Genomic DNA, 22531 nt, shown 5'->3' on the forward strand with positions numbered 1-22531 from the left:
GGAGCTTCAGCTGAGTATAATGAACTCTATATGGCTAGAATTAACGTCCCAGCGGCTGAACAGCTCATTGATCAGGAGTTCCCTGTATTGGATCACGGCTTTGTCCGACTGATAGATTACCTGGGTGGCGACGCTCGCATTGTTCAATCAGCTCGGGTTTCATACGGCGAGGGAACTAAAACTGTTCGTGAGGATCGAGCACTAATCGATTACCTTTTGCGCAATCGCCATACCTCCCCTTTCGAACAAGTAATCCTTACCTTTCACGTAAAAATGCCGATCTTCGTTGCCCGCCAATGGATCCGGCACCGGACAGCTCGCCTAAACGAAATAAGTGGTCGATATAGTGTCATGCGCGATGAATTCTACCTCCCCAGAGAGCACGAGGTCCGATTACAATCACAACGAAACCGCCAGGGTGGCAGCGAGGCGGAAGTCCCAACTGACCTGCAACAAAAAGTAATTCAGATGCTCGCATCTGATCAGCAAAATGTCTACGAAAATTACCAGGAAATCCTTGAAGACGGTCTTGCGCGGGAACTAGCCCGCATCAACCTACCCCTCTCGCTTTATACAGAGATGTATTGGCAAATCGACTTAAACAACCTTTTTCATTTTTTGCGCCTTCGTATGGACTGGCATGCACAATACGAGATCCGTGTTTATGGAGATGCGATGGCAGAAATCGTCAAAGCAGTGTCGCCATTAGCCTTTGAGGCATTCGAGGAACACATACTTCATGGCCAAACCTTCTCCCGAAGCGAATTAGAGTTACTTCGGGCCGCGATTGATTTTGAACAACTTACCAAAAGTTTAGAAAAAAGTAATCTGCGAAAAACCCGCCGCAACGAGTTCCTAAATAAACTTGACGCACAACTAGCCACCCCTAAAATAGGGAAAACCGAGACGGTTTCCCAAGAAGCCTCAACTACAGCTACAGCTCCTAGTAAGAAAAAGTAATATCTCGGGCCCTGCTATATAACCCTAAATAAATGCGTTACCAGATCATTACCATTGGCAACTTAAAACATACATCTTTTGCGAAAGTGGGCGATCACTACCTTAAACGCTTGTCAGGGCTGAGCAAAGCCAAGCTGATTGAAGTGCGACCCTCCCGGAACAAAATAGTCCGGGAACGCCAATACGAGGAGTCCAACCTGCTACTAAATCACGCAAAGGGTTATGTTGTAGTGCTTGACGAGCAAGGCCGAGACTGGCGTTCGAGAGATTTAGCGAAACACATTGGTGATCTAGAAACCCGAGGAGTCAGTCTAATGAGTTTTCTTATCGGGGGCGCAGAAGGGCACCCTAAAGATCTCGTAACCTCTAATGACACCCACGATAGTTGGAGTTTATCACCTATGACACTTCCTCATGAACTAGCTCGCATTGTATTGCTCGAGCAACTCTATCGCGCTGAAACAATACGAACAGGACACCCATACCACCGGGATAGTTAACACAAGTTTCCAGCATCCAAAATCATTCGTTTATCAGAATTTCTATAAGCAAAATCCCAACGCACAATTAGAGAGCACAGAAACCCATGAAGCAAAACCCTGAGCTCTTCCATTACCCAACCCAACATCAGTGAATTATCTGTTTAACCGGGGATAACTAAATTTCGCAACATACTACAAGGAACCCCTTTTGTTACCTAACATCCATACTTAACCACCAAAAGCGTTTACCAGATAACCTTAAACACTAAACCCAAACATCCTCATTTGCTTTTTTCCGTCCTCGGTCATCTTTTCAGTTGTCCAAACTGGATCCCAAACAAACGTCACGCTAGCCTTAGTAACCCCATCGACCTGCATCGCAGCCAACTCAGCGTCAGCCTGGATCATATCCATTACCGGGCAACCAGGGCTAGTGAGGGTCATTTCAATATCAACCGCACCCTCGTCACTAACCTCCAGGTGGTATACAAGACCAAGGTCCACCACATTCACAGGAATCTCAGGGTCCCGTACCACCTTAAGCGCCTCCAATATCTCATCCTTAAACTGGTCACTGTTCTCGGGTGCACTCATGACCCACAGCGTATCAGAGCTTGTGTCAAGAGGTTAGGATCTACAAGACGGAGAAGCTTTACGGCCAGATCATCAGATTATGGAAAATAACAAAGGTACTTAAAATATCTTCGCCAAATAAGATTCCTTCAGACGCTACTGGACAGTAAAAAGTCTAGTAGTTAGACATCATTTATGGTTAACTCCAAACCCATGTTTTTGCTAAACCCCCAGCCTTGCGATCATACCAACTAGTAGGCATATATCCAGGGTAAAAACAATTCGCTACAAACATATATAGATGTAATTACCGATCTGCGTAACGATCACGATGAACTACGTAAGCGAGAGTCAACCCAAGAAGAGTAGCGATTAAACTCGTGCCACCATAAGATACAAGAGGCAAGGTGATCCCCGTCACCGGCGCAAGCCCAAGTGTCACACCTACGTTTACCAGAACTTGAAAACCAATCAATACGAGAACGCCGGCCACGATAAATTGATCGCGCTGAAAGATGCACTCCATCGCCATTGACGCTAACCGCCAGAACAGCAAACCATACAGGAGCAACAGAACTGAGGCTGCTGCGAACCCCCCCTCTTCAGCTAAAACCGGAAAAATGAAGTCGGTATGTCGATAGGGGATAAACCCGAATTGCGACTGCGTTCCTCTGCCATACCCCTTACCGAATAATCCTCCGGAACCAACCGCAATGGTAGATTGAATGACCTGATAGCCGCTTCCTTGGGGATCCGCTGCAGGGTTCAAAAACGAGACCATTCGTTCTTTTTGGTGGGGCTCTAAATTTGGCCAAACGATAGTGGGGACGGCTACCAGAAACAAAGTCCCAAACACGACTAGATGTCGCCAAGGTATACCCCTAATCATAAAAATACCAACGCCTACAGCTGCGAGCACCAAAGCACTCCCCAAATCCGGCTCAAGAAAAACCAACCCTACCGGCAGGGCAATCAACACTACTGGCCTCAAATAACTCATTGGTCCCTGGACAGGACGCTCATGGAATACAGAAGCGAGAGCTAAAATAAGCGCTATTTTCGATAACTCGGATGGTTGGAAACCTGGCAATGGACCAAGAATTAACCATGATTTTGCACCGTTAATGGTTGCACCAATTAGCTTGGTTAAGACGAGTAGTCCCATAGTAGCGATGTATAAGTGCATTGAGAATCTTAAAAGGCGCCTGCGGCCTAACCAAAGTGTCGCTGCACTTGCCACAATACCTGCACCGAGGAAAACCAATTGACGTATTAATTCATTAGAGGGCGCTGCGGTGCTCAGAGTCAAAAGCCCGAAAGCTAGAATCACAAAGGTAGTTAGTGGAAGAGCAAGATCTATTCTGATCACTCTTTAGTCTCCATCCAACCATAGGCTAACAAATGGAACTCAACCTAGGTGCTTACCAAATTGAAGATATGCCTTGGACGGATAAGAAATAACACAGACAGCTAGTATTTTTTAAGTCTTAGAGTTAGTCATAACCCAATTCCTGCCACCTGTCCTGGCCCACAATATCCATTCTCCAACAAGAACTACCAGAGCAATGAGAACAAACCAAATGTAAACGGGGTGAGTCGTATCTTTAAATGAAACTTCGAGGTTTTGATAATTCGTTGGTAAATTCTCACTCTGGAACGATGATTCCAGTCTGGACTCAACAACACTGTTCAAGTTAGCTGTGTATAAATTTTCTTCGACCACATAACTTCCGGGAACTTCTACCATTTGGACAAGAACCCCATTTAAAGTAGAACCGTCGGGAAGCGGGGTTCCAAGCTCCAATGACTTATCCCCACTAAACTCCCTAAGAATGTTGGTTATAAGAGCAGGGAACGCCGGTCTAAGAACTATGTTTGTTTGGCTAGGATGAAAAGCAAAGTTTACGATTCGAAGATCAGCATAATCAGCCTTAATAAGAACCGGTTTTAGGTCTCTGGTCCAGGCCAACACCTTCCAATTACCTTCCCCGGCACTCCAAACGGGATCTATGCCGACTACCGCCTCCCGTAAATCTACGAATCGAAGTAGAGAGTCGACCTGATCCCAGTCCTTAACTACATACGCTTGGGCATTAGAGCTTGGTGTTGGAAAGAGCACATAACGACCACCCGATAGAGTTGCTGGATCAACCCCAGTTAAGATTCGAACATCAGCATCAGCAAAAGTTTCTGGAGATCTACTTACACTCCAAGTAACACCAGGTATCGCATCGAGAGCCTTAATTATTTGAGGGGACCGCGAATCGATAACAACCACTTGGTCTTCAATACCGGCATAGGCTGTATCGTCCAAACTCAAGGCATCCCAACTAGGCACTTTAATTCTAGCCTCGAAAATCCCTCTGTGACTCGCCAAGGGCAATATAGCAGTGGACTGCCCCTTAGCTGGAATTAAAAGACTAGTTTTAGAAACGGCCTCACCATCTTTGGTGATCTCAACTACAACTTCTTGTGGTCGCGGACTGGTCGAAATCACAGCAACATAAGCCTGCTGCATTCCAACCTCAAAGGTCCTTATGCCAATGTTAACGCCATCTCCACTCACATCGTGATAATGCGCGGTCGCTCCAGAAGGCGGAGATTGATCACTGAACAAGTGCACTTCTCCGTCAGAAGCAATGCTATTGGCTAACTTTATAGCCCTGCCCAAATCAGCATCTCGATCAAATGCTCTGAGTTTAGAAAGAGCCTCTTGCAAAGTACGGGTATTACTGGTCATGGGTTGTACAACAGTGGCATCTAAGCCTGCTCGGATCACAAGAGCACGACCATTGCCTCGAATAAGCTTCTCTGCTTCTCGAACAGCTTTATCTATCCGCACCCCATCACTATCGCGAGCTGCCATACTTGCAGATGAATCAATAATAAAAATTTGTGGTGGAGACCCATCAGCACTAAGGTTTGGTCGGACAAGAGCAAGAACGATAAAAATAATGAAAAGAACCTGAGCAAATAACACCCAACTGGCCGCAAACCGCCTACGGTTCCGGGTAATCTCTAAGGCATTACGCCAAAGGAACAGTGCAGATACTTCTTTTCGCCGCTTGTTCCTCCTTAGGAAATGCAAAAGTATTACTACTGGTATAGCTGTTAATACCCAAAAAAAAGCAGGAAATAAAAAACTCAGAGCCACTTAACCTCGCTTATTTTGTGTTCCGCACTTGACTTCATCTAGAAGCAGTGTAACCTTAGTTAAGGATTCCATTAGGACCTCCTAGGAGTATGGAATATTTTCCGTGCCAGTTTCCACACGTTTCTTGTTTTAAAGGAGTTTTTTGTGAACACTCATCCTGAAGTCCTTGCTATTGGAGCGCAAGCACCGTCTTTCTTTTTGCCAGCCACCGATGGAAAAGAGTATAGCCTAAGTGATTTCGATGCCTCTGTATTAGTTTACGTCCAAGGTTGCAACCATTGCCCTTACGTCATCGGATATCTCGATCGCCTCAAAAGCCTTGCTAATGATTTCCAGGCAAGAGACGTGCAATTCGTAATGATCAACTCAAATGATGCAGCAACTTACCCTGATGATGATTTCGAATCAATGAAGAAGTTTTCGCTAGATCAGGACCTTCCTTTCCCCTATCTTTACGATGAGGACCAATCCATTGCTCAGGCCTATAAGGCTGTCAGGACCCCCGAAATATTGGTTTTCGATGCGGACAGAACTCTCCGCTACCATGGTCGTATCGACGATAATGCTAAGGAGCCGCACAATGTTACGTCGACCGAATTGCGTAATGCTCTTGAGGCTCTAACCTCTGGTAACACAGTGCAGGAGGCAGAAACTTACGCTGTAGGGTGTACTGTCAAATGGAAGCCCGGTAACGAACCAATTGTCAGTTAATTCTGATTGCCCAAATCTTTAGAGCGTCCCTTCGCCTCATCTAGTACTGTGCTTGTTGTGTAAAGCCTAATTAAGAACACTAGGGATTCGGGTTTTTACCGTCCCTGTCAGTAAACACGGTACTATCAAGAATATGACCCCAGCTGTGGATAACTTGCCTCAGCACAAGTTCAAATACAATAGTGTCAGATTCGCCCTATAGCATGTAACCTTGAGAAAACCTGTCTCTGACAGGTTTTCTCAAGATCCCGTAAGGATAGGCAAAAAACTAGAAGGGCTTTAGCTTTTTTTCCACAAGCTTGTGGAAAAAAAGCTAAAGCTTGTGGATAACCCACACATACCTCGTCCTAGACAGGACTTATTAAACTTAGAGAAGTCCAAAGGATTGAGAAACCTTTCTAAACGGGAAATTCTACCGATTCGCGAACGCAGATCTAGCTTCTCGAACAAATTCAAGTACCTTATGGGGAGCCTTAACCCCAATACTCTTCTCAACACCTGTGGCCACATCAACAGCGTAAGGTCCCAGTTGCCTTATGCCCAATGCGACATTGCTTGGGTTCAGCCCACCAGCAAGAATCATTCGTGAAACTTCTTTAAGTTGACTTGCCTGGGACCAATCGAATGCCTTACCGGAACCCGGCTTTGGGCCATCAATAAGAAACGCGTCGGCACGATAGCCTTCTAAGTCATTTGTTGTAAGATTTTGCTTAAACGAGAAAGCTCTAATGACAGGAACGTGCTTCTGTATCTCAGCAACATAAGTTGACTCCTCTGAACCATGTAATTGAATTACACCTAACCGAAGAATCTTTATAGCCTTAAGCACTTGTTCCAAGGGAGCATTAGAAAAAACACCGACACGAACAAGGAGCGGTCCTACCGAACTAACGATTTCCTGAGCACGACTAACTGTGATTGCACGTTTAGATTCCGAGACAAAGATTAGTCCAATCGCATCCGCCCCAGCAGACTCAGCTAAGGTGGCGTCCTCGGGACTTGTGATGCCACAAATCTTGATTCGCATGAAACCATTATATGACAAACACAAGGAGCCTCAATTATTCAATTTGGGATGACATTAACACGCTTGGCATCGGCCCAAAGTCCCTCCAAGTCATAAAACTCCCTCGCCTCATAACTCATCAAATGAGCTACGACCTCGCCATAATCGAGAAGAAGCCAGCGATCTGAGGGGCCTTCGACACCCCGAGGGCGAGATCCATTTTCTTTGAGCTTTTCCTTGATACTTTCTTCAAACGCCTTAAGCTGGAGAGAAGATTCGGCAACAGCGAGAATAAAGTAGTCAAGGCTCTCCGAAACTCCAGTAAGGTCCATCACCACAACATTCTTAGCACGCTTGTTATCAAGTGCGTCGACAATTAATTGAACCTCTATCGGAACGGCCGCTAGTTTAGTCAAGTTTACTCCTTATTTAGTACCCTAAAGGAAGATCTTCGTTGATCAAAACAGAATCAGCATACCGCCGAGCAGCGTCCCGACCTAGGATGAGTTCTATGTCTATTTCCTTACTATTAACTCTAGGTAATCTATCAACTTGATGCTTAGTAGTATGCAATAGCTCGGTGTAGAAGTCGGCATACTGCCAGTTGCGATCAGTGACCAGAAGGCGGGTAGGAGATGAATCGAAAGGGCCTACTCGCGTAACAACGCGACTCATGGGTATACCTAAGCCTCGAAGTTGGTCTCGATACCAACCAGCAAGCCCTTCAAGACCACTACTGTTAGTGATAAGAAGCGTAGCCTTAGGGGTGGCAGTAAAACTCCGCCCAATACCTTGGAACGTCTGAGCTAAAAACTGTTCAATCGCCAATCGGTCGTAACTAAGATAGGTCTCATCATTTATCTCTAAAGTCGGTAATGTAGCAGTCCTAATCTCCAAATTACCAATTCTAGGTACAAGCTGGCGTAAAAGTCCTGGACCAGCATTTGTCTCAACATCTTCAATAAGCATTTGGAATAACTCAGGAACAAGAGAAACCGTACGAATGTTGAGCTCTTTTATTTTGCCAAGAAGCGCTACCGCAAGGCTCTTGACATTATCCAACCGGTCAAGATCACCCCTAAACGTATTTCGATAACGAACAAATTTTGCAGCTGCCTCTCCGTCAAGTTGGGTTGGGCCCGGTTCAAAATCTATTTCTAACCCAGCGGCATTATCTACGTACTGCATCCGGTAAGGAATGTTTACCTCAACGCCTCCCAGGGCATTAACTAGGTTAGAAAAAATATCGATATTGACAACAAAATAATATTCAATTGGCCAGCCTAAAAGCTCGGAAATACTCCTCTTAAGACCCTCAGCGCCCTCAGAGTAATACATAGCATTAATACGATTTCCCCAATCATCAAGGTAAATATCTCTTGGGATTGGAATCAGCGTAATCTCGTTATTAATGATCTGAACAAACAAAATAGTATCAGTATTCATCCCGTTAACATCGGTAGAACCATGATAATCCCAAGCCACTATCTCTCCATCAGCGTTATAAACAGGATCTGCACCGCCATCTGCTGAGTAAAAGACATCTTTCCCTGCAACGACAAAGCTTGCCTGGAACTCCCCCTTTTCCAAACCAAATGCTGCCCGTTGCTCATCGGTAGGCCTTACCCTTGACTCAGCATCAGAAAACCAGAATCCGCCTAACCCAGTTAGGATTACAGCTAAACCTACAATCTGAAGAAGGCGGGCGTTACCGACCGTTGCCCAATTACGCAGTATCAAGAATATCTTCATAAGCCTTAATGGTTTCGGGATGCACCGCCTTGCCTTCCGAACGCAAGTAATTAACTTTTGTCTCAACTGCTAGTTGGTAAGCACGAAATAGATCAACCATAGCTAATTCTCTTATCCCTCCATTTACACCTCGTCCAGGTTCAGAAACATCAGCAACATAGACCACCATACCAATCCGATTGCTTTTGGATACACCAAACACGTGACCACTAATGGCTTCAAGAATCCTCTGATCAGCTACGCCCCACAATTCCGCAATAACACGACTAGCTCGGCCATGTAAACTGAGAGGATACTGCCGTTCTAGGTCAAACTCGGGTGGTGATAACTGAAAAATCTCTTCAAAATTAAGATCCCGAGCGACATCGTGAAGGACAGCGGCTACCCTGATTCTAGCTATATCGGCAAGATCAAACGCATTAGCTCGAGCAATTTCTTCTGCTAATGCGGAGACACGAAGAATGTGTTCAAAACGGTTAGGCGTAACCATTGCCATGACACATTCGTGGTAATCATCGGCACTAACGCAATAGCTTGGGCCACCCCGATGCAAGGGTCCTTTGTCATAAATTTCCTTTTTTAGATTAGAAAAATTCAAGGTATGCGCCCTAACGAGCCAAGCTCGGTGCCGATGTACCAAACGGAGCTTTCGCAGTGTAAAACTTGGTACTCTCGTTTCTATAAAACCCCGTCATCCCTAAGTGCTAAAAACACCTCGCCCATGAGGTTAGCACGTGGGACTGCAATCCGGAATGAAGTATCTATATGGACCTCAGGAATGTTTGTGTATACGAAGCTGCCCTATTTTAAAATAGTCCCTCTGGAGAAATTGGTCTGATAGCACCAAAGTTTTGCCTATCGATACAATATTTTGTTTTTCGAGTAAGTGAATCGTAATCAATGATTTTGGCTAAATACATGTGATTTAGGGGAACATCACAGGCTCGAATGTAATCTGACAAAACCACAAAATAAAATGAGCCTAAATGGAACTTATCGTGCCTGCAGCACAACGTTATAGTTATTCATCATCCTTGAACTCGTCAAGATACTCGAAAACAGATTCCCCAACAAAAATATCGTCCCCGTCTTTTGCGCCTGCACGTTTCAGCAGCTTGAAAAGTCCGAGGCTTACAAAGTATCGCTGAAGGTAAGAAACCGCGTCCCTGTTAGCGCAATCAAAGCGGGACACCACTTTTTCGAGGTCGTTACCAACTACGCGCCAACCCAGTCTGTTAGGGTGCTGAACTACTCGGATGGGATCAGAAATTATTTTCTCGGGTTGGCTCTCAACGGGCTCAAGAGTTTTTTTCTCAGGCAGCATGGTGATAATGGTCTCACAAAGATCATCAAGCCCCTTTTTGTGGAGCGCCGATACTCTTAAAATAGGCATCCCGAAACGACTCAAGTCTCTCTCTTTCTCCTCGAGCGTTTCATCAGTAACTAAATCAATTTTGTTTAAGGCAATGAGAGCACCTCGGTTTATAAGAGTAGGGTCGTACTCTCGTAGCTCGCTAAGTAAGGAATCAAGTCTAATGCCGGGTTCATCATTAATATCTATGACAAACACTAATAATCGATTGCGAGAAATATGTCGTAGGAAATCGATCCCAAGACCCTTACCGAGATGAGCACCTGTAATAATTCCAGGAATATCAGCGACTGTAAACCGATCTCGTTGTCCTTTAACTACCCCGAGATTAGGGCTAAGTGTGGTGAAAGGGTATGAAGCAATAGTTGGACGAGCGTTACTAATACAAGCCAAGAGACTAGACTTTCCAGCGTTCGGATACCCTACCAGACCTACATCAGAAATCAGGCGAAGCTCTAAGCCTAACTTGTGATTTGATCCTAAAGTTCCATGCTCGGCAAAGCGTGGCGCCCGTTGAATAGAACTGCCAAAAGACGCATTGCCCCGTCCACCACTTCCGCCCTTGGCAACCAGCTCTCGCTGGCCTATCTCATTTAGGTCAGAAACGATTCTGCCATCATTAAGGTTGGTGGTTAAAGTTCCCACAGGAACTTTAACCACGAGATCTTGACCTCGTCGCCCCATTCGATCGCGGCCAGCACCATTCTGACCATTACCAGCCCGGAAAAATCTCTTCCCGACAAGCCTACTTAATGAGGTCACATCGTCAACAGCTTCAAAATAAACGCTGCCACCATGCCCACCACCACCACCATCAGGACCTCCTTTCGGAAGGTACTTCAGGCGCAAAAAAGAAACGGCCCCATCTCCTCCCTTACCGCCTTGAACAGTGATGGTTAAAGTATCTTGGAAGGACATGTCTACCTAAACTTACCTAAGCTTCTGAAAAAAGTACGTCATACTGTAACAGTTACCGAGTTGGCCACGCGTAATTAGGTTTTAATCAGTGTAGGACTTTACCCTGATTAAATAAGACGCTTCATCAAGCACCTAACTCCACGCTTATGAAACGACCCTTCCTGCCCTTATCGTTAAAACGAACTATGCCATCCCGCATGGCAAAAAGAGTGAAATCTCGCCCCTGCCCTACATTTCTACCAGGATGAAAGCGAGTTCCTCGTTGTCTTACCAGAATGTTTCCAGCAAGTACTTCTTCTCCGTCAAAACGTTTTACGCCTAATCGTTTCGATTCGCTGTCACGACCATTTTTCGAACTACTGACGCCCTTTTTATGAGCCATGCTTGTGGTCCTCCTCGGGTCCCAGCGTTACTCTACTGTAATACTTGGTGATTCATCCTGAACTATTGAATCTGACTCCAGAGGATCAGATGACCCATCAGCACTCTGGTCTGCATCAATGCGGATCTCACTAATTCTTACCTTCGTGTAACGCTGACGATGACCATACTTACGACGATAGTTTATCTTTGCCTTGTACTTCACAACGTGTATCTTGTCACCATAACCGTGTTCAAGAACCTCAGCATCGACACTTGCCCCATCAACAATAGGGGTCCCAATAACAACTTGCTCCCCACCTAGCATGAGAACCGGTAATTCCAGCTCTTCGCCAGGATCAAGGTCAATAGCCTCCAGCGAAAGGACGTCACCCTTGCTCACACGGTATTGTTTACCACCAGACTGGATAATCGCGAACATTTAATCTTCAACTCCTTGTACCAACCAGGCCGAAAATAACTTACTCTCAACCCGACTCATCCCGCATCAAAACACAACGCCGTTTAGTTTCGGAACTAATAACCAGCCGACGGATCCTAACAATCAACCTTGTTAGGACAAGAGACTCGCGATTATAGCGAAGAACGCGAGTCGGAGCAAGCTCCTAGGAAACACAAATTATTCTCTACTTCTTCCAGAACTAGGGCAGGACCAACCTTTTTGGCTCGTAAGAGCCAATGGATAGAGCTTTTTTTAAAATCTGTAATCAAGGGTATATACCTACTTTAGCCGAATTATGACGGTATACTTCTTATCTAGATATGCGTGAGTTACTTTACAATGCAGCTGAGCATTTCAAACGTGGTCAGAGTTTTATGGAACGTGGAGAATTAGACAAAGCCAAAACTGCCTACGACAATGCCCTCAAGGACTTACATGCGGTCCGGCCTCAGCGGATGCGTGACGTTTTACTTGCGCAGGTATACCTGTCTCGTTATCAAACCAATCTAAACGCCGACAAGCTAGGTGCAGAACAAGACCTTAGGATCGGATACAGTTATGCCAAAACAACTCGAGACCCAACTATTAGAAACCTTGCCGAAGGCCTATGGGCAACGAGACAAATTACTATAAAATAGAAACCAGACTGAATCCGTAGAGCTTCGTAACTTCTCTTAGCTTCCAGTTGCAGCGACTGATCGTTCTTCAGGCGGGTTAGCATAACCTTATGCACATCCTCTTAGAACGAGCCCTAGCTTCTGAAACCAGTTACCTAAAAATTCTAAAAGGACTTGTTGATCTTGAATCACCTACAAACAATAAGAAAGCAGCCGACAGTTTAGCTGACCACTTAGAAGACTTACTAAAATCACATGGATGGATAGTGCAACGGCACCCTAAAAAGCTCGTAGGTGACCAGTTGATAGCAAAGCAGAGTTCAATAGGTGACGTCTCCACCTTACTCCTAGCCCATTACGATACCGTTTGGCCATTAGGGACGCTTAAAGAAATGCCATTCCGAAAGCAAGGTAATCGTATTTTCGGCCCAGGAACATCCGACATGAAAGCTGGCATTGCAAGTTGCATACAAGCAATGCAACTAACCAGGGACCTTGATCTTTCGTTAAAGGGACCCGTGACAATGCTAGTGACCAGCGACGAAGAGAGTGGAAGTCACCACTCCCGCAATCTGATTGAGGAAACTGCGAGGCGCCATGATCGGGTGCTAGTGGTAGAACCAAGCCCAGAAAGCGGAGAATTGAAAGTAGGTCGTAAAGGAACGACGGTAGCTCAATTTGAGGCAAAAGGTAAGGGGGCCCATGCCGGTAACAATCCGGAAGCCGGCGCAAGTGCTTTGCGTGAGCTGGCACATTTTCTTTTCTTCGTAGAAAATCTCAACAATCAGCTAGAGAAAACTTCTGTGAACCTCACTGTTGCATCGGGTGGTAGCGTTCCAAATGTGATTGCTGAATCAGCCGAAGCGCATGTCGATATGCGCTTCACAACATTAGCTGAGTCTAACCGCCTCGAACAGGCACTTAATAACTACAAAAACAAAGACCCCCGAGTTGAGGTGACGATAACGATGGATCTTAACCGCCCCCCGATGGAACAAACCAAAGCGAACACGTCCCTTCTCCGAGAGGCCGAAGTACTTCAAAGCAAACTGGGACTTGACTTAGGTGCAGCAGTAGTTGGCGGTGGATCAGATGGCAACTTCACTTCCGCACTAGGTATTGCTACATTAGATGGCCTTGGGAGCCTAGGTGTAGGCATGCACGCTCGCCACGAACACATTGAGCTCAAAGAAACACTAGAGAGGGTTGCTCTATTGACTGCGCTTCTTACTGAAATGGCGTGATAGACCTGATGTCGAATTATTGCATTAGTTTTTAACCATGCTGAAAAAGCTTATTGTTACTGCAGCTTGTGGGGCCGTAGCGTCAGCCGCACTACCACCGCACACCATGTGGCCATTCGCTCTAGCGCTTGTACCACTTTTTGTGCTGGTGGCTCTTAGCAAGAGAACGCGCGAATCCTTCTGGCTCGGTTATGTCTTTGCCTTAGCATTTTTCACCCTTTATTTACTTTGGATCCCTTTAAGTTTTTCAAAAACCCTGGGTTCTAGTTTTTGGATAGCCTTCCCAATCATAGTTAACTGGTTAGCAATAATTTGGGGGAGCACTACAGCGCTCTGTCGTTGGGTAGCCGGTCCAGGTACGCGTACGCTTTGGGTTCTTCCCGCAGCTTGGGTCATTGTCGAATGGATTCGCGGTCAGGGGTATCTTGCCTTCCCCTGGGGTACCTTTGGATACATATGGCTTGACACACCTATCGCCCAATTTGCAGACATTATAGGAGTGTATGGGCTTAGTCTCATTACAACTGTCCTAGCTGCCTTGTTAGCTATACCGTTTGTAAATACAACCTTGTCCTTTCGATCAAAGCAGGGTTTATTCAGAATTCTAGTGCTACTTGTAATACCATTACTCTTTTGGGGAATTTTGTGGAATCTGGGCCTGACTCGTTCTAAGATAGCCTTCCCGAGTTCACCTGCAACAGCACTACTTGTCCAGGCGAATACTAATCCACTGGATCGAACAATTGGCTTTGAGAATGAAATGCTAATTCATAGAAACCTAACCACTAAAAAGCTTTTGGCCAAGGACGCCCCCCAACTAGTAGTTTGGCCAGAAGGCGCAATTGGTGGATTAAATGTTGTTGGAAGTCTAGGAAAGGAAAACCGGGAAGAAATTCAGGCAAGCGCGTTATCAAGTACATTTATTATAGGTGGCCGCACGCAGCATGAACGAGGTTCCTTTAATAGTGCCTACTCCCTTTCAAACGCAAGTATCGATGATCGATATGACAAGGTATTTCTTGTACCTTTTGGGGAAAGATGGCCACTAATAGATTCGGTCGCGTCAGTTTACCGAACAATATTCAAAATACTAAATCTGCCATTTCTTCAAAACACATCACCGGGAATAATGGTACGTCCAATCAGCACCCAATTAGGACTCATTGGCGCCTACATATGTTACGAGTCAGTATTTCCACAAGTTCAGCGCACCATGGTGCGCCAAGGAGCAAGGGTGCTCATCAACATCACTAACGACGCCTGGTTCAGTAGGGGTAACGGGGCTCAACAACATTTCGAGATGGGGAGGCTCCGAGCTATCGAAACTCGTCGTTATTTGCTTCGTGCTGGCAACGACGGCATAACAGCAGCAATTGACCCTTTTGGCACAATCGTGTCTCAACTACAACAGGGCATAACAGCCGCACTACCTGTTCGATTTGAACTTATCGAGCTAAAAACAGTGTGGGTCCGATACGGCCACCTCTTTATCCCAGTAGTTCTGGCATATTTTATGTTAGCAAGCCTCCTCTTATGGATCCGAAGACATTAAATTACCGATAGGTCACTCCCGGGCGTCGTTTACAGCACCTTATCTAACTGATGGAAGGCTATAATCTCGCTGATGAATGTCTTAATCGTCGGTGGCGGAGAAATAGGCCTACAAATAGCCAGTGCCCTACACGGTGCTCACAATATAACTGTGCTTGACGTTAAAGAGGCGCGAGAAAGCTTGTTGAGCCTAGACGTTCAATTCGTACAAGGAACAGGTAGCGACCCAGATGACCTTAAGACGGCAGGAGCTGAACAAGCCGATGCGGTTATTGCAGCCACATCCAACGATGATGTGAATATACTTTCGTGTCTTGCTGCCAAAGGACTAGGCGCAAAGGAAACAATGGCGTTTGTTACAAGACAACGGTACGTCGACGCCTTTGCCTCGAAAGGGGCTATGGAATCGGTTGGGCTGGTTATTGATAGAATCTTGTGGCCACAGCGGACACTTGCTAACCAGATCGTAGATATTGTTCGAGTTCCACGAGCGCTCGACAGCGCACACTTTGCTGGTGGCAGAATAAAAATGCTTGAATACCGTTTGGAAAAAGGTGATCCATTTATCGGCCTACCCTTATCCAAAACCACTCCTCCCCAAAGCGTCCTAGTAGTTGGTTCGATTAGAGAAGACAGTTTTATCGTGCCCTCCGGCGATACGATCCTCCGCCCAGATGACAAAGTAATCTTTATGGGCACTTCAGAAAGTATGCGTCATATTGAGAAAAGATTTGCGCCCCGTAAGCGGTCAACCAACTTAGCTATTGTTGGTGGGGGCAACGTAGGTTTCATGGTGGCCCAACAACTGCAAAACACCTCAACCAACATCACTATTATTGAAGAAGAAGAGCGCCGTTGCGCACGCCTGGCTAACTGGCTCCCCAAGGCCCTTATCCTTCGAGGTGACGGCACCGATTTGGAACTTCTAGAGCAAGAACAAATTGAAGAAGCTGATGTTGTTGTTGCTGTAACGAATGATGACAGTAAGAATCTTTTGGTTTCAATGCTAGCGAAACAACTTGGCATTCCTAAAGTCGTTACTCGAGTTGGTCGCTCCCGCAATAGAAGATTATTTGAATGGGTTGGTATTGAAGCCCCACTTACCCCGCGCACCGCAGCTGTACAAGAGGTCCTCAATTGGCTCAAGGTAGACGAAGTAGACCATCTAGCCACAATAGAAAACCGGGCTGAAGTAATGGAAATATCCTACCCATACGAATGTAACGTAGGCAAAGTTCGTGATCTCGGCGCACCCGCCACAAGTTTAATAGGGGCTATCCTGCGTAGGGATAGAGTTATCATTCCAAACGGGGACACCACAATTCAGCATGGTGACCACTTGTACATTGTTACCACCCCAGACAACGTGCCTTCTGTAAATGGTTGGCTGGCACAAAAACGCCAAGAGGTAGAGGCCTAACGTAGGGCCTGCCACAATAATGCTCTCGCAATCACATGAGTTCGAGGTACATTATTAGCGTGCGCGATCACTTCGCGCCCTACATAGTTGGGGCGAGCTTGATAAGCCTCGGTCTTTTCTCGATGCTCTTCACGCTAATTGCTTTTCTGCTTCAAGAACCCATCATTGGCTTCATAATCACCGGGGTATTTGGGGCGCTAATAGGTGGTTTACTCATTCGGCTGGGGAAGGCTAGCCCAGACCCTTCAAGGAGTGACGGTCTAACAGGGATTTTAGTGTTATGGCTTGCCCTTCCTATCTTTGGAGCTATTCCTTACGCCGTGTCAGGAGGAATGTCTCCCCTTAACGCCCTGTTTGAATCAATGAGTGGGTTCACTGCGACTGGCGCTACTGTAATTACCGACTTCACTTCGATACCGTCTAGCCTGTTTTTGTGGCGATCGCTATCCCAATGGTTAGGTGGTATAGGGATAATCGTAATTTTCATTGCTGTATTTCCCCAACTCGCCATAGCAGGGCGTCAACTTTTTTTTGCAGAATCTCCTGGCCCAACCGAAGAGCGCCTCACTCCCCGATTACGAACCACTGCTTACGCCGTATTGATAATTTATGTAAGCCTTACTGTTCTCTGCGCTATAGCCTATTTGTTAGGAGGAATGTCGCTATTTGAGGCAATCAATCATGCTCTCACAACCGTAGCGGCGGGCGGATTTAGTCCTAGTAGTGCAAGCTTTCAGCAAGCTAGTCCAGCCCTCACTTGGATCGCTATCACTTTCATGATTTTAGCGGGTACAAACTTTGCCCTACAATATAGGGCGCTCATTGGTCGCCCAAGAGATATTTGGCGTGATACGGAGTTCCGTGCTTACCTAATCATTATATTGGCTGCCGGAACCGCATTAACCGTCATCCTTATTGGCAAATACGCCCCATTAGAAGCACTCCGCCATGGAATATTTCAAGCCGTCTCTATCCTCACCACCACCGGTTACGCCTCAACCGACTTTGCAGCGTGGCCGCTGCCCGCTCGAATGGTTCTAATGGTATTAATGTTTATTGGAGGCACCGCAGGAAGTGCCGCCGGAGGCATAAAAATCGTTCGCTGGCTAATCATTGCTAGGCACACTGTACGGGAGGTCAAACTTTCTCTACACCCACGAGCCATACTACCGGTACGCTTAGGAGGCCGTATCATTCCTGAAGAGGTAATGCGTTCGGTAATGGCTTTTACTACATTGTTTGTAGGCCTTTTCGCTGCCTCAACCATAGTCTTGGTATTTTTTGGTGCAGACCTTGTCACGTCTGTATCTGCTGCCATTGCAACTGTCGGGAACATAGGCCCAGGATTAGGCCTAGTAGGACCGCTCGCCCACTACGCAGATCTACATCCTGTAAGTCGTATCCTGCTTATTTTTAATATGTACGCTGGGCGGTTAGAAGTTGTAACAGTATTCGTTGTCTTCACTAGCCGATGGTGGTTATCACCACTGTTCCGTAAATAACACCGCTAAGTTAGTCAGGAGTGGATCGAAAAACCTCCTGAAACCTAACCAGCGTATAATAAAATATATAACCTAATACGAACTAAATCGATTAACAAACCCACCCCAAGCCCGCAGGCTATAGTAGCTTTACTTCGGTACAATCAACCTGGCAAAGCGATAAGAGGAGAAATGATGCCTGAGCGAATCGAATCAGTCTTACAGGAAGATCGTCGTTTTAGCCCGACTGAGGAGTTTCGTGCAAGCGCGCGTCTAAAAAACCATGAGGACTACGACCGACTCTATAGATTATCTTTAAACAAACCAGAGGAATTTTGGGGATCTATAGCTAAGGAACTTCATTGGTTTGAGGCTTGGCACCACGTAGCTGAATGGAAAGAACCATTTGCCAAGTGGTTTGTAGGTGGAAAAACGAACCTGTCGTATAACTGCCTGGACCACCAGATTGCAAAAGGCCTAGGGAACAAGGTAGCCTTCTTTTTCGAAGGAGAGCCTGGAGACAAGCGCACAATTACATTTAATCAAATGCATGAGGAAGTCAGTAGATTTGCTAATGCACTAAAGAGTAAAGGAATAATTAAGGGAGATCGGGTCGCTATCTATATGCCAATGATCCCAGAAGCTGCTATCGCTATGCTTGCATGTGTGCGGATAGGTGCTACCCATTCTGTAATCTTCGGTGGTTTCAGTGCCCAGGCTCTAGCTGACCGTATCTTAGACGGCGAAGTGAAAGCCGTAGTAACTGCAGACGGAGGTTATCGTCGCGGTAAGGTCCTCCCATTAAAACCAGCAGTTGACGAAGCCCTAGCTTCGTGTCCGATGGTAGAAACAGTGTTTGTGGTCCGCAGAGCTGGCAACAGCGTCACCCTGAGATCAGGTCGGGATCATTGGTACCACGAAGTTATAGCTAAAGCCGACAACAAATGTCCCGCCGAACCAGTTGATTCTGAACATCCTTTGTTTATTCTTTATACATCAGGCTCAACAGGCAAACCAAAAGGAGTGCAACACACTACAGGTGGTTACCAAACCTATACTTACTTGACCAGCCGCTATGTTTTTGACCTAAGGGACAACGACGTCTTCTGGTGCACGGCGGATGTGGGGTGGATCACTGGACACAGCTACATTGTCTATGGCCCAATGATGAATGGCGCAACACAAGTAATGTACGAGGGTGTACCCACTCACCCTGGCCCAGATCGGTTTTGGGAGTTAGTGGCCCGTTACCGGGTAACAGTATTCTATACAGCCCCAACCGCTATCCGGTCCCTTATGAAACTCGGGAAAGAACACCCGGCTAAACATGACCTCAGTAGCCTTCGCCTGTTGGGTACGGTGGGGGAACCAATTAACCCCGAAGCTTGGATATGGTACCGGGAAGTCATTGGGGGTGCCCGTTGCCCTATCGTGGATACTTGGTGGCAAACCGAAACAGGCGGAATAATGATCACGACGCTCCCAGGGATCCACGACATGAAACCTGGTTCTGCAGGACTACCGTTCTTTGGGATTGAACCTATTATTGTCGACGCAACTGGAAACAAGCAAGATTCAGGTTCAGGCGGTTTCCTAGTAATACGTCGTCCTTGGCCTTCAATGTTACGAACCATTTATGGCGACGATGAACGCTACAGCAAAACGTATTGGGGTGAGGTGCCCCACGTCTATTTTGCTGGTGATGGAGCCCGCCTCGATGAAGATGGTTACTTCTGGATCATGGGTCGTGTTGACGATGTCGTAAATGTTAGTGGACACAGACTCGGAACAATGGAAATTGAGTCTGCCCTTGTATCGCATGCGACAGTAGCTGAAGCTGCAGTAGTTGGACGCCCTGACGAAACCAAAGGCCAGGCTTTAGTAGCGTTTGTAACGGTCGATGATAGTCATCATGATTCTATTACCCTTGCAGAGGACCTCAGGAACCACGTGGCAAATGAAATCGGTGCAATAGCTAAACCTGACGATATACGAATAGCGAAAGGTCTCCCGAAGACTCGCAGTGGCAAAATCATGCGGCGATTGCTTCGCAACATTGCTGCTGGGGAAGATCTTAGCGGGGACATCTCTACTCTCGAAGATCACAATGTCGTTGAAGATCTTATGCGAAAGGACTAAGAAAGCTTTCGGCTGTGGTTCCCCTAATTAATCTGGCTGCGGATCAATAACTCAGAATGAAATTGGGCTATAAAAACTCGTTAGCAAAATGCTTATCCTTGGGGAGCAACGCCAATTATTAAAGTAAGTACCTCGTATAACTTAAGAGACGGCTCTTTTTAGATTGTCCGGATCAATATTGCCACCACATAAAACCACCACCACGCAGCTTCCTTTGATAGACTCACGCCGCTTTAGGAGTGAAGCAACGGCTACAGCAGCAGCACCCTCGATGGGCATTCCGTGGCAGTCAATAAACAAACGTAGGGCTTCAATTATTTCCTTCTCACGTACTGTCTCTAGGTCAGGAACTAATTCTCGACAGAGGTCAAAGGTGATTGATCCTGATTCGATTCCACCCGCAGTACCGTCAGAAATAGTTTCCTTTGAAGTGATTTGAAGGAGGCGCCCCTTGCGTAAAGAGGAAACCATTACAGCTGAATTTTCTGGCGAGCAGCCGATCATGTTGATGCCAGGGTTCGACCTGGTGAGATAGGCCCCCATACCAGATATAAGACCGCCACCACCTACGGCCACAAATATGGTGTCAGCCTCTGGTAGACGACGGTAAATCTCGCAACCCACAGTACCCTGACCTACAAGGACGTCCGGGTCGTTATAAGGGGACACATAGTGCGATCCGATAGCCGCAGCATACTTTCTAGCATGCACCTCTGCCTGAACTCCATCAACCCCCTGCTCGCGAACATTTCCACCTAATCTGCGCATATGGTCCACCTTAATTGGCGAGCTGTCTACAGGAACAAAAATGGTGGCTCTGACCCCTAACCGGTTACTAACGCAGGCTATAGCAATCCCATGATTTCCAGTAGAGGCAGTTACAACACCTCGGCACCTTTCTTCTTCGCTGAGGCTAAGTAGAGCATTCGTCGCACCCCGCACCTTAAACGAACTAGTGCGCTGAAGATTTTCATACTTGAAAAACACACGAGCTTCGCATAGCTCTCCGAATTTTGGCGAGATCTTTAGAGGCGTATCTAGCACGTATGGTCTGATTCTAGATTCGGTGCGTGATACAGCCTCGCCAACTTCTACCAGAGATAAGCTATTATTCATTCAGACTTGCCTTCGGTTTCAACTAATTCCTTCATCAGAGTACTTACCCGATTTAAGCCGGCTATCAAATTGTCGCGAGGGAGACCAAAGCTAACGCGAAGGAATTCATCCATACCGAAATGATCACCCGGGACGATTAGTACACTCTGCTCATTTCTCAGTTTATCGGCTAACTTTGAAGAGTTGATTTTTAATCCATAATGCAAAAAAGCGATGGCTGCTGCCTGGGGAGCTGTAACCTGAATAATGTTCCCCTGATCTTCTAGCCAGTTTTCAAGAAGGGACCAACCTCGACGAATGTAACCTCTTGTACGTTCGAGGATTACCGGCCAAACATCAGGAGAGAGTGCGAAGGACGCTATTTTATTCGCCATCATGGTAGCTGCCAAGGTTATGTATTCGTGTTGTTCCCAAGCGCGTTCCAGCATTTTCGGTGGTCCTAGTAACCAACCGATACGAAGACCAGGCATCCCGTATGCCTTGCTCATACTACCTGTCGCCAAAACACGGTCATATTGCCCATAAAAGCTAGGGGACATCTCAGCCTCCAGGCGTTCCGCACCTCGATAAACTTCATCGGCCAATATCCAGGCCCCGACCCTATCGGCGATCGCCACCACTGCCGCCATCTCTTTTTCGCTCAATATCTTGCCAGTTGGGTTATTAGGATTGCAAACTACAATAACTTTTGTATCAGTTGTAACCTGCTCTTCGAGTTCAGTTAAATCAGGAGCCCAACTGTTTTCTTCTAGGAGTCGAAACGTCTTCAAATTAAAATTGTAGTCCTTAGCCAAACCCCAAATCTGCATGTAATTTGGAAGCATAAGCACCATCTCTTGCCCGGGCTCTAGCAACGAACGGGTTGCAATGAAATTAGCCTCAATGCCGCCAACAGTTACTAAGACGTTTTCTTCCCTTGCCCCTTCATAGAGGTTAGCTATACGAGATCGTAATTCGGGAAGCCCATTAACATGTGGGTAATTTAGGCTCGAGTCGAGGAGGGCTGCAAGCTCGTCAGGGTGTTCCTTATACAGTTCTCGTAAGTAAATTGGGTGTACTCCACTTTCGGAAAGATTGTAGTCGACTTTTTGTTCGTACTTCGACATCATCCTCTCCATCAAGAACGGTTTAAATCTACTCACTAGTTGCTCCTTTTTTCTCACAATACCCCCTAGCGTATGTCAATAAAGTGTTAGATGTTTAGCTGAGAGG

At 46.4% G+C, this 22531-nt stretch carries 21 protein-coding genes; 9 read left to right on the top strand and 12 right to left on the bottom strand.

What is annotated here, in order from left to right; all coding sequences use genetic code 11:
* The first annotated feature begins 30 nt into the window (after positions 1–30).
* The gene (locus CMO31_04165; protein ID MAZ53195.1) at positions 31–960 is read left to right on the top strand and encodes a thymidylate synthase (FAD); all 930 of its coding nucleotides are present in this window, start codon (positions 31–33) and stop codon (positions 958–960) included.
* Positions 961–992: 32 nt separating this feature from the next.
* Positions 993–1460, top strand: a complete 468-nt coding sequence (locus tag CMO31_04170) for a 50S rRNA methyltransferase (GenBank protein ID MAZ53196.1) — start codon at positions 993–995, stop codon at positions 1458–1460.
* A 240-nt stretch (positions 1461–1700) separates the two neighbouring features.
* Here the strand turns inward: CMO31_04170 and CMO31_04175 are convergent, their stop codons facing one another.
* From CMO31_04175 to CMO31_04185, 3 genes are all read right to left on the bottom strand, one after another.
* The gene (locus tag CMO31_04175; protein ID MAZ53197.1) at positions 1701–2036 is read right to left on the bottom strand and encodes a metal-sulfur cluster biosynthetic enzyme; all 336 of its coding nucleotides are present in this window, start codon (positions 2034–2036) and stop codon (positions 1701–1703) included.
* 286 nt (positions 2037–2322) lie between these two features.
* Complete coding sequence (locus CMO31_04180; protein ID MAZ53198.1) at positions 2323–3384, bottom strand: rod shape-determining protein RodA; 1062 nt, start codon at positions 3382–3384, stop codon at positions 2323–2325.
* Positions 3385–3495: 111 nt separating this feature from the next.
* Entirely contained in the window at positions 3496–5169 is a 1674-nt protein-coding gene (locus tag CMO31_04185; GenBank protein MAZ53199.1) for a hypothetical protein, read from the bottom strand.
* Between the two features lie 96 nt (positions 5170–5265).
* Here CMO31_04185 and CMO31_04190 point away from each other — a divergent pair, with 96 nt between their 5' ends.
* On the top strand, positions 5266–5880 hold the full coding sequence (locus CMO31_04190) for a hypothetical protein (protein ID MAZ53200.1): 615 nt from the start codon (positions 5266–5268) through the stop codon (positions 5878–5880).
* A gap of 412 nt (positions 5881–6292) precedes the next feature.
* On the opposite strand, the gene CMO31_04195 is transcribed toward CMO31_04190, so the two are convergent.
* The 7 genes from CMO31_04195 to rplU form a co-directional block, all read right to left on the bottom strand.
* The gene (locus CMO31_04195; GenBank protein ID MAZ53201.1) at positions 6293–6907 is read right to left on the bottom strand and encodes an N-(5'-phosphoribosyl)anthranilate isomerase; all 615 of its coding nucleotides are present in this window, start codon (positions 6905–6907) and stop codon (positions 6293–6295) included.
* Between the two features lie 38 nt (positions 6908–6945).
* The gene (rsfS, locus tag CMO31_04200) at positions 6946–7302 is read right to left on the bottom strand and encodes a ribosome silencing factor (GenBank protein MAZ53202.1); all 357 of its coding nucleotides are present in this window, start codon (positions 7300–7302) and stop codon (positions 6946–6948) included.
* A gap of 13 nt (positions 7303–7315) precedes the next feature.
* Positions 7316–8638 carry a hypothetical protein gene (locus CMO31_04205; protein ID MAZ53203.1) on the bottom strand — a complete coding sequence of 441 codons (1323 nt, stop codon included), beginning with the start codon at positions 8636–8638 and terminating at the stop codon, positions 7316–7318.
* On the bottom strand, positions 8613–9134 hold the full coding sequence (locus CMO31_04210; GenBank protein ID MAZ53204.1) for a phosphohydrolase: 522 nt from the start codon (positions 9132–9134) through the stop codon (positions 8613–8615). The genes CMO31_04205 and CMO31_04210 overlap by 26 nt, the downstream gene beginning before the upstream one ends.
* A 525-nt stretch (positions 9135–9659) precedes the next feature.
* Positions 9660–10928, bottom strand: a complete 1269-nt coding sequence (locus CMO31_04215) for a GTPase (GenBank protein ID MAZ53205.1) — start codon at positions 10926–10928, stop codon at positions 9660–9662.
* A 124-nt stretch (positions 10929–11052) separates the two neighbouring features.
* Entirely contained in the window at positions 11053–11310 is a 258-nt protein-coding gene (locus tag CMO31_04220) for a 50S ribosomal protein L27 (GenBank protein ID MAZ53206.1), read from the bottom strand.
* 27 nt (positions 11311–11337) lie between these two features.
* Positions 11338–11730 (bottom strand): 50S ribosomal protein L21, encoded by a 393-nt coding sequence (gene rplU, locus CMO31_04225; GenBank protein MAZ53207.1) that lies wholly within the window; start codon positions 11728–11730, stop codon positions 11338–11340.
* A gap of 341 nt (positions 11731–12071) precedes the next feature.
* On the opposite strand from rplU, the gene CMO31_04230 reads away from it, so the two are divergent.
* The 6 genes from CMO31_04230 to acs all read left to right on the top strand — a co-directional run bounded on the left by CMO31_04230 (position 12072) and on the right by acs (position 20203).
* Positions 12072–12389, top strand: a complete 318-nt coding sequence (locus CMO31_04230; GenBank protein ID MAZ53208.1) for a hypothetical protein — start codon at positions 12072–12074, stop codon at positions 12387–12389.
* An 89-nt stretch (positions 12390–12478) separates the two neighbouring features.
* The gene (locus CMO31_04235) at positions 12479–13612 is read left to right on the top strand and encodes a hypothetical protein (GenBank protein ID MAZ53209.1); all 1134 of its coding nucleotides are present in this window, start codon (positions 12479–12481) and stop codon (positions 13610–13612) included.
* A 37-nt stretch (positions 13613–13649) separates the two neighbouring features.
* Positions 13650–15164, top strand: a complete 1515-nt coding sequence (gene lnt / locus CMO31_04240; GenBank protein MAZ53210.1) for an apolipoprotein N-acyltransferase — start codon at positions 13650–13652, stop codon at positions 15162–15164.
* Between the two features lie 72 nt (positions 15165–15236).
* On the top strand, positions 15237–16583 hold the full coding sequence (locus tag CMO31_04245) for a Trk system potassium transporter TrkA (GenBank protein MAZ53211.1): 1347 nt from the start codon (positions 15237–15239) through the stop codon (positions 16581–16583).
* 35 nt (positions 16584–16618) lie between these two features.
* Positions 16619–18085 carry a potassium transporter TrkG gene (locus CMO31_04250; protein ID MAZ53212.1) on the top strand — a complete coding sequence of 489 codons (1467 nt, stop codon included), beginning with the start codon at positions 16619–16621 and terminating at the stop codon, positions 18083–18085.
* A gap of 171 nt (positions 18086–18256) precedes the next feature.
* Positions 18257–20203: an acetate--CoA ligase gene (gene acs / locus CMO31_04255; GenBank protein MAZ53213.1), complete on the top strand. Its 1947-nt coding sequence runs from the start codon at positions 18257–18259 to the stop codon at positions 20201–20203.
* Positions 20204–20344: 141 nt separating this feature from the next.
* Here the strand turns inward: acs and CMO31_04260 are convergent, their stop codons facing one another.
* Together CMO31_04260 and CMO31_04265 are read right to left on the bottom strand one after the other, a co-directional pair.
* A complete protein-coding gene (locus CMO31_04260; protein MAZ53214.1) occupies positions 20345–21319 on the bottom strand; it encodes a serine/threonine dehydratase in 975 nt (324 codons plus the stop codon).
* Complete coding sequence (locus tag CMO31_04265) at positions 21316–22461, bottom strand: aminotransferase (GenBank protein ID MAZ53215.1); 1146 nt, start codon at positions 22459–22461, stop codon at positions 21316–21318. Before CMO31_04265 ends, CMO31_04260 begins: the two co-directional genes overlap by 4 nt.
* Between the last annotated feature and the right edge of the window lie 70 nt (positions 22462–22531).

Source organism: Trueperaceae bacterium (genome assembly GCA_002707365.1).
GTDB lineage: Bacteria > Deinococcota > Deinococci > Deinococcales > Trueperaceae > UBA6957.

Excerpts from the sequence above, each read along its gene's own strand:
- CMO31_04205 (MAZ53203.1), bottom strand. The coding sequence starts at position 8,638 with ATGAAGATATTCTTGATACTGCGTAATTGGGCAACGGTCGGTAACGCC.
- CMO31_04230 (MAZ53208.1), top strand. The coding sequence starts at position 12,072 with ATGCGTGAGTTACTTTACAATGCAGCTGAGCATTTCAAACGTGGTCAG.
- CMO31_04215 (MAZ53205.1), bottom strand. The coding sequence starts at position 10,928 with ATGTCCTTCCAAGATACTTTAACCATCACTGTTCAAGGCGGTAAGGGA.
- CMO31_04175 (MAZ53197.1), bottom strand. The coding sequence starts at position 2,036 with ATGAGTGCACCCGAGAACAGTGACCAGTTTAAGGATGAGATATTGGAG.
- CMO31_04210 (MAZ53204.1), bottom strand. The coding sequence starts at position 9,134 with ATGGCAATGGTTACGCCTAACCGTTTTGAACACATTCTTCGTGTCTCC.
- CMO31_04250 (MAZ53212.1), top strand. The coding sequence starts at position 16,619 with ATGAGTTCGAGGTACATTATTAGCGTGCGCGATCACTTCGCGCCCTAC.
- CMO31_04235 (MAZ53209.1), top strand. The coding sequence starts at position 12,479 with ATGCACATCCTCTTAGAACGAGCCCTAGCTTCTGAAACCAGTTACCTA.
- acs (MAZ53213.1), top strand. The coding sequence starts at position 18,257 with ATGATGCCTGAGCGAATCGAATCAGTCTTACAGGAAGATCGTCGTTTT.
- CMO31_04195 (MAZ53201.1), bottom strand. The coding sequence starts at position 6,907 with ATGCGAATCAAGATTTGTGGCATCACAAGTCCCGAGGACGCCACCTTA.
- CMO31_04220 (MAZ53206.1), bottom strand. The coding sequence starts at position 11,310 with ATGGCTCATAAAAAGGGCGTCAGTAGTTCGAAAAATGGTCGTGACAGC.
- rplU (MAZ53207.1), bottom strand. The coding sequence starts at position 11,730 with ATGTTCGCGATTATCCAGTCTGGTGGTAAACAATACCGTGTGAGCAAG.
- lnt (MAZ53210.1), top strand. The coding sequence starts at position 13,650 with ATGCTGAAAAAGCTTATTGTTACTGCAGCTTGTGGGGCCGTAGCGTCA.
- CMO31_04165 (MAZ53195.1), top strand. The coding sequence starts at position 31 with ATGGCTAGAATTAACGTCCCAGCGGCTGAACAGCTCATTGATCAGGAG.
- CMO31_04260 (MAZ53214.1), bottom strand. The coding sequence starts at position 21,319 with ATGAATAATAGCTTATCTCTGGTAGAAGTTGGCGAGGCTGTATCACGC.
- CMO31_04170 (MAZ53196.1), top strand. The coding sequence starts at position 993 with ATGCGTTACCAGATCATTACCATTGGCAACTTAAAACATACATCTTTT.
- CMO31_04245 (MAZ53211.1), top strand. The coding sequence starts at position 15,237 with ATGAATGTCTTAATCGTCGGTGGCGGAGAAATAGGCCTACAAATAGCC.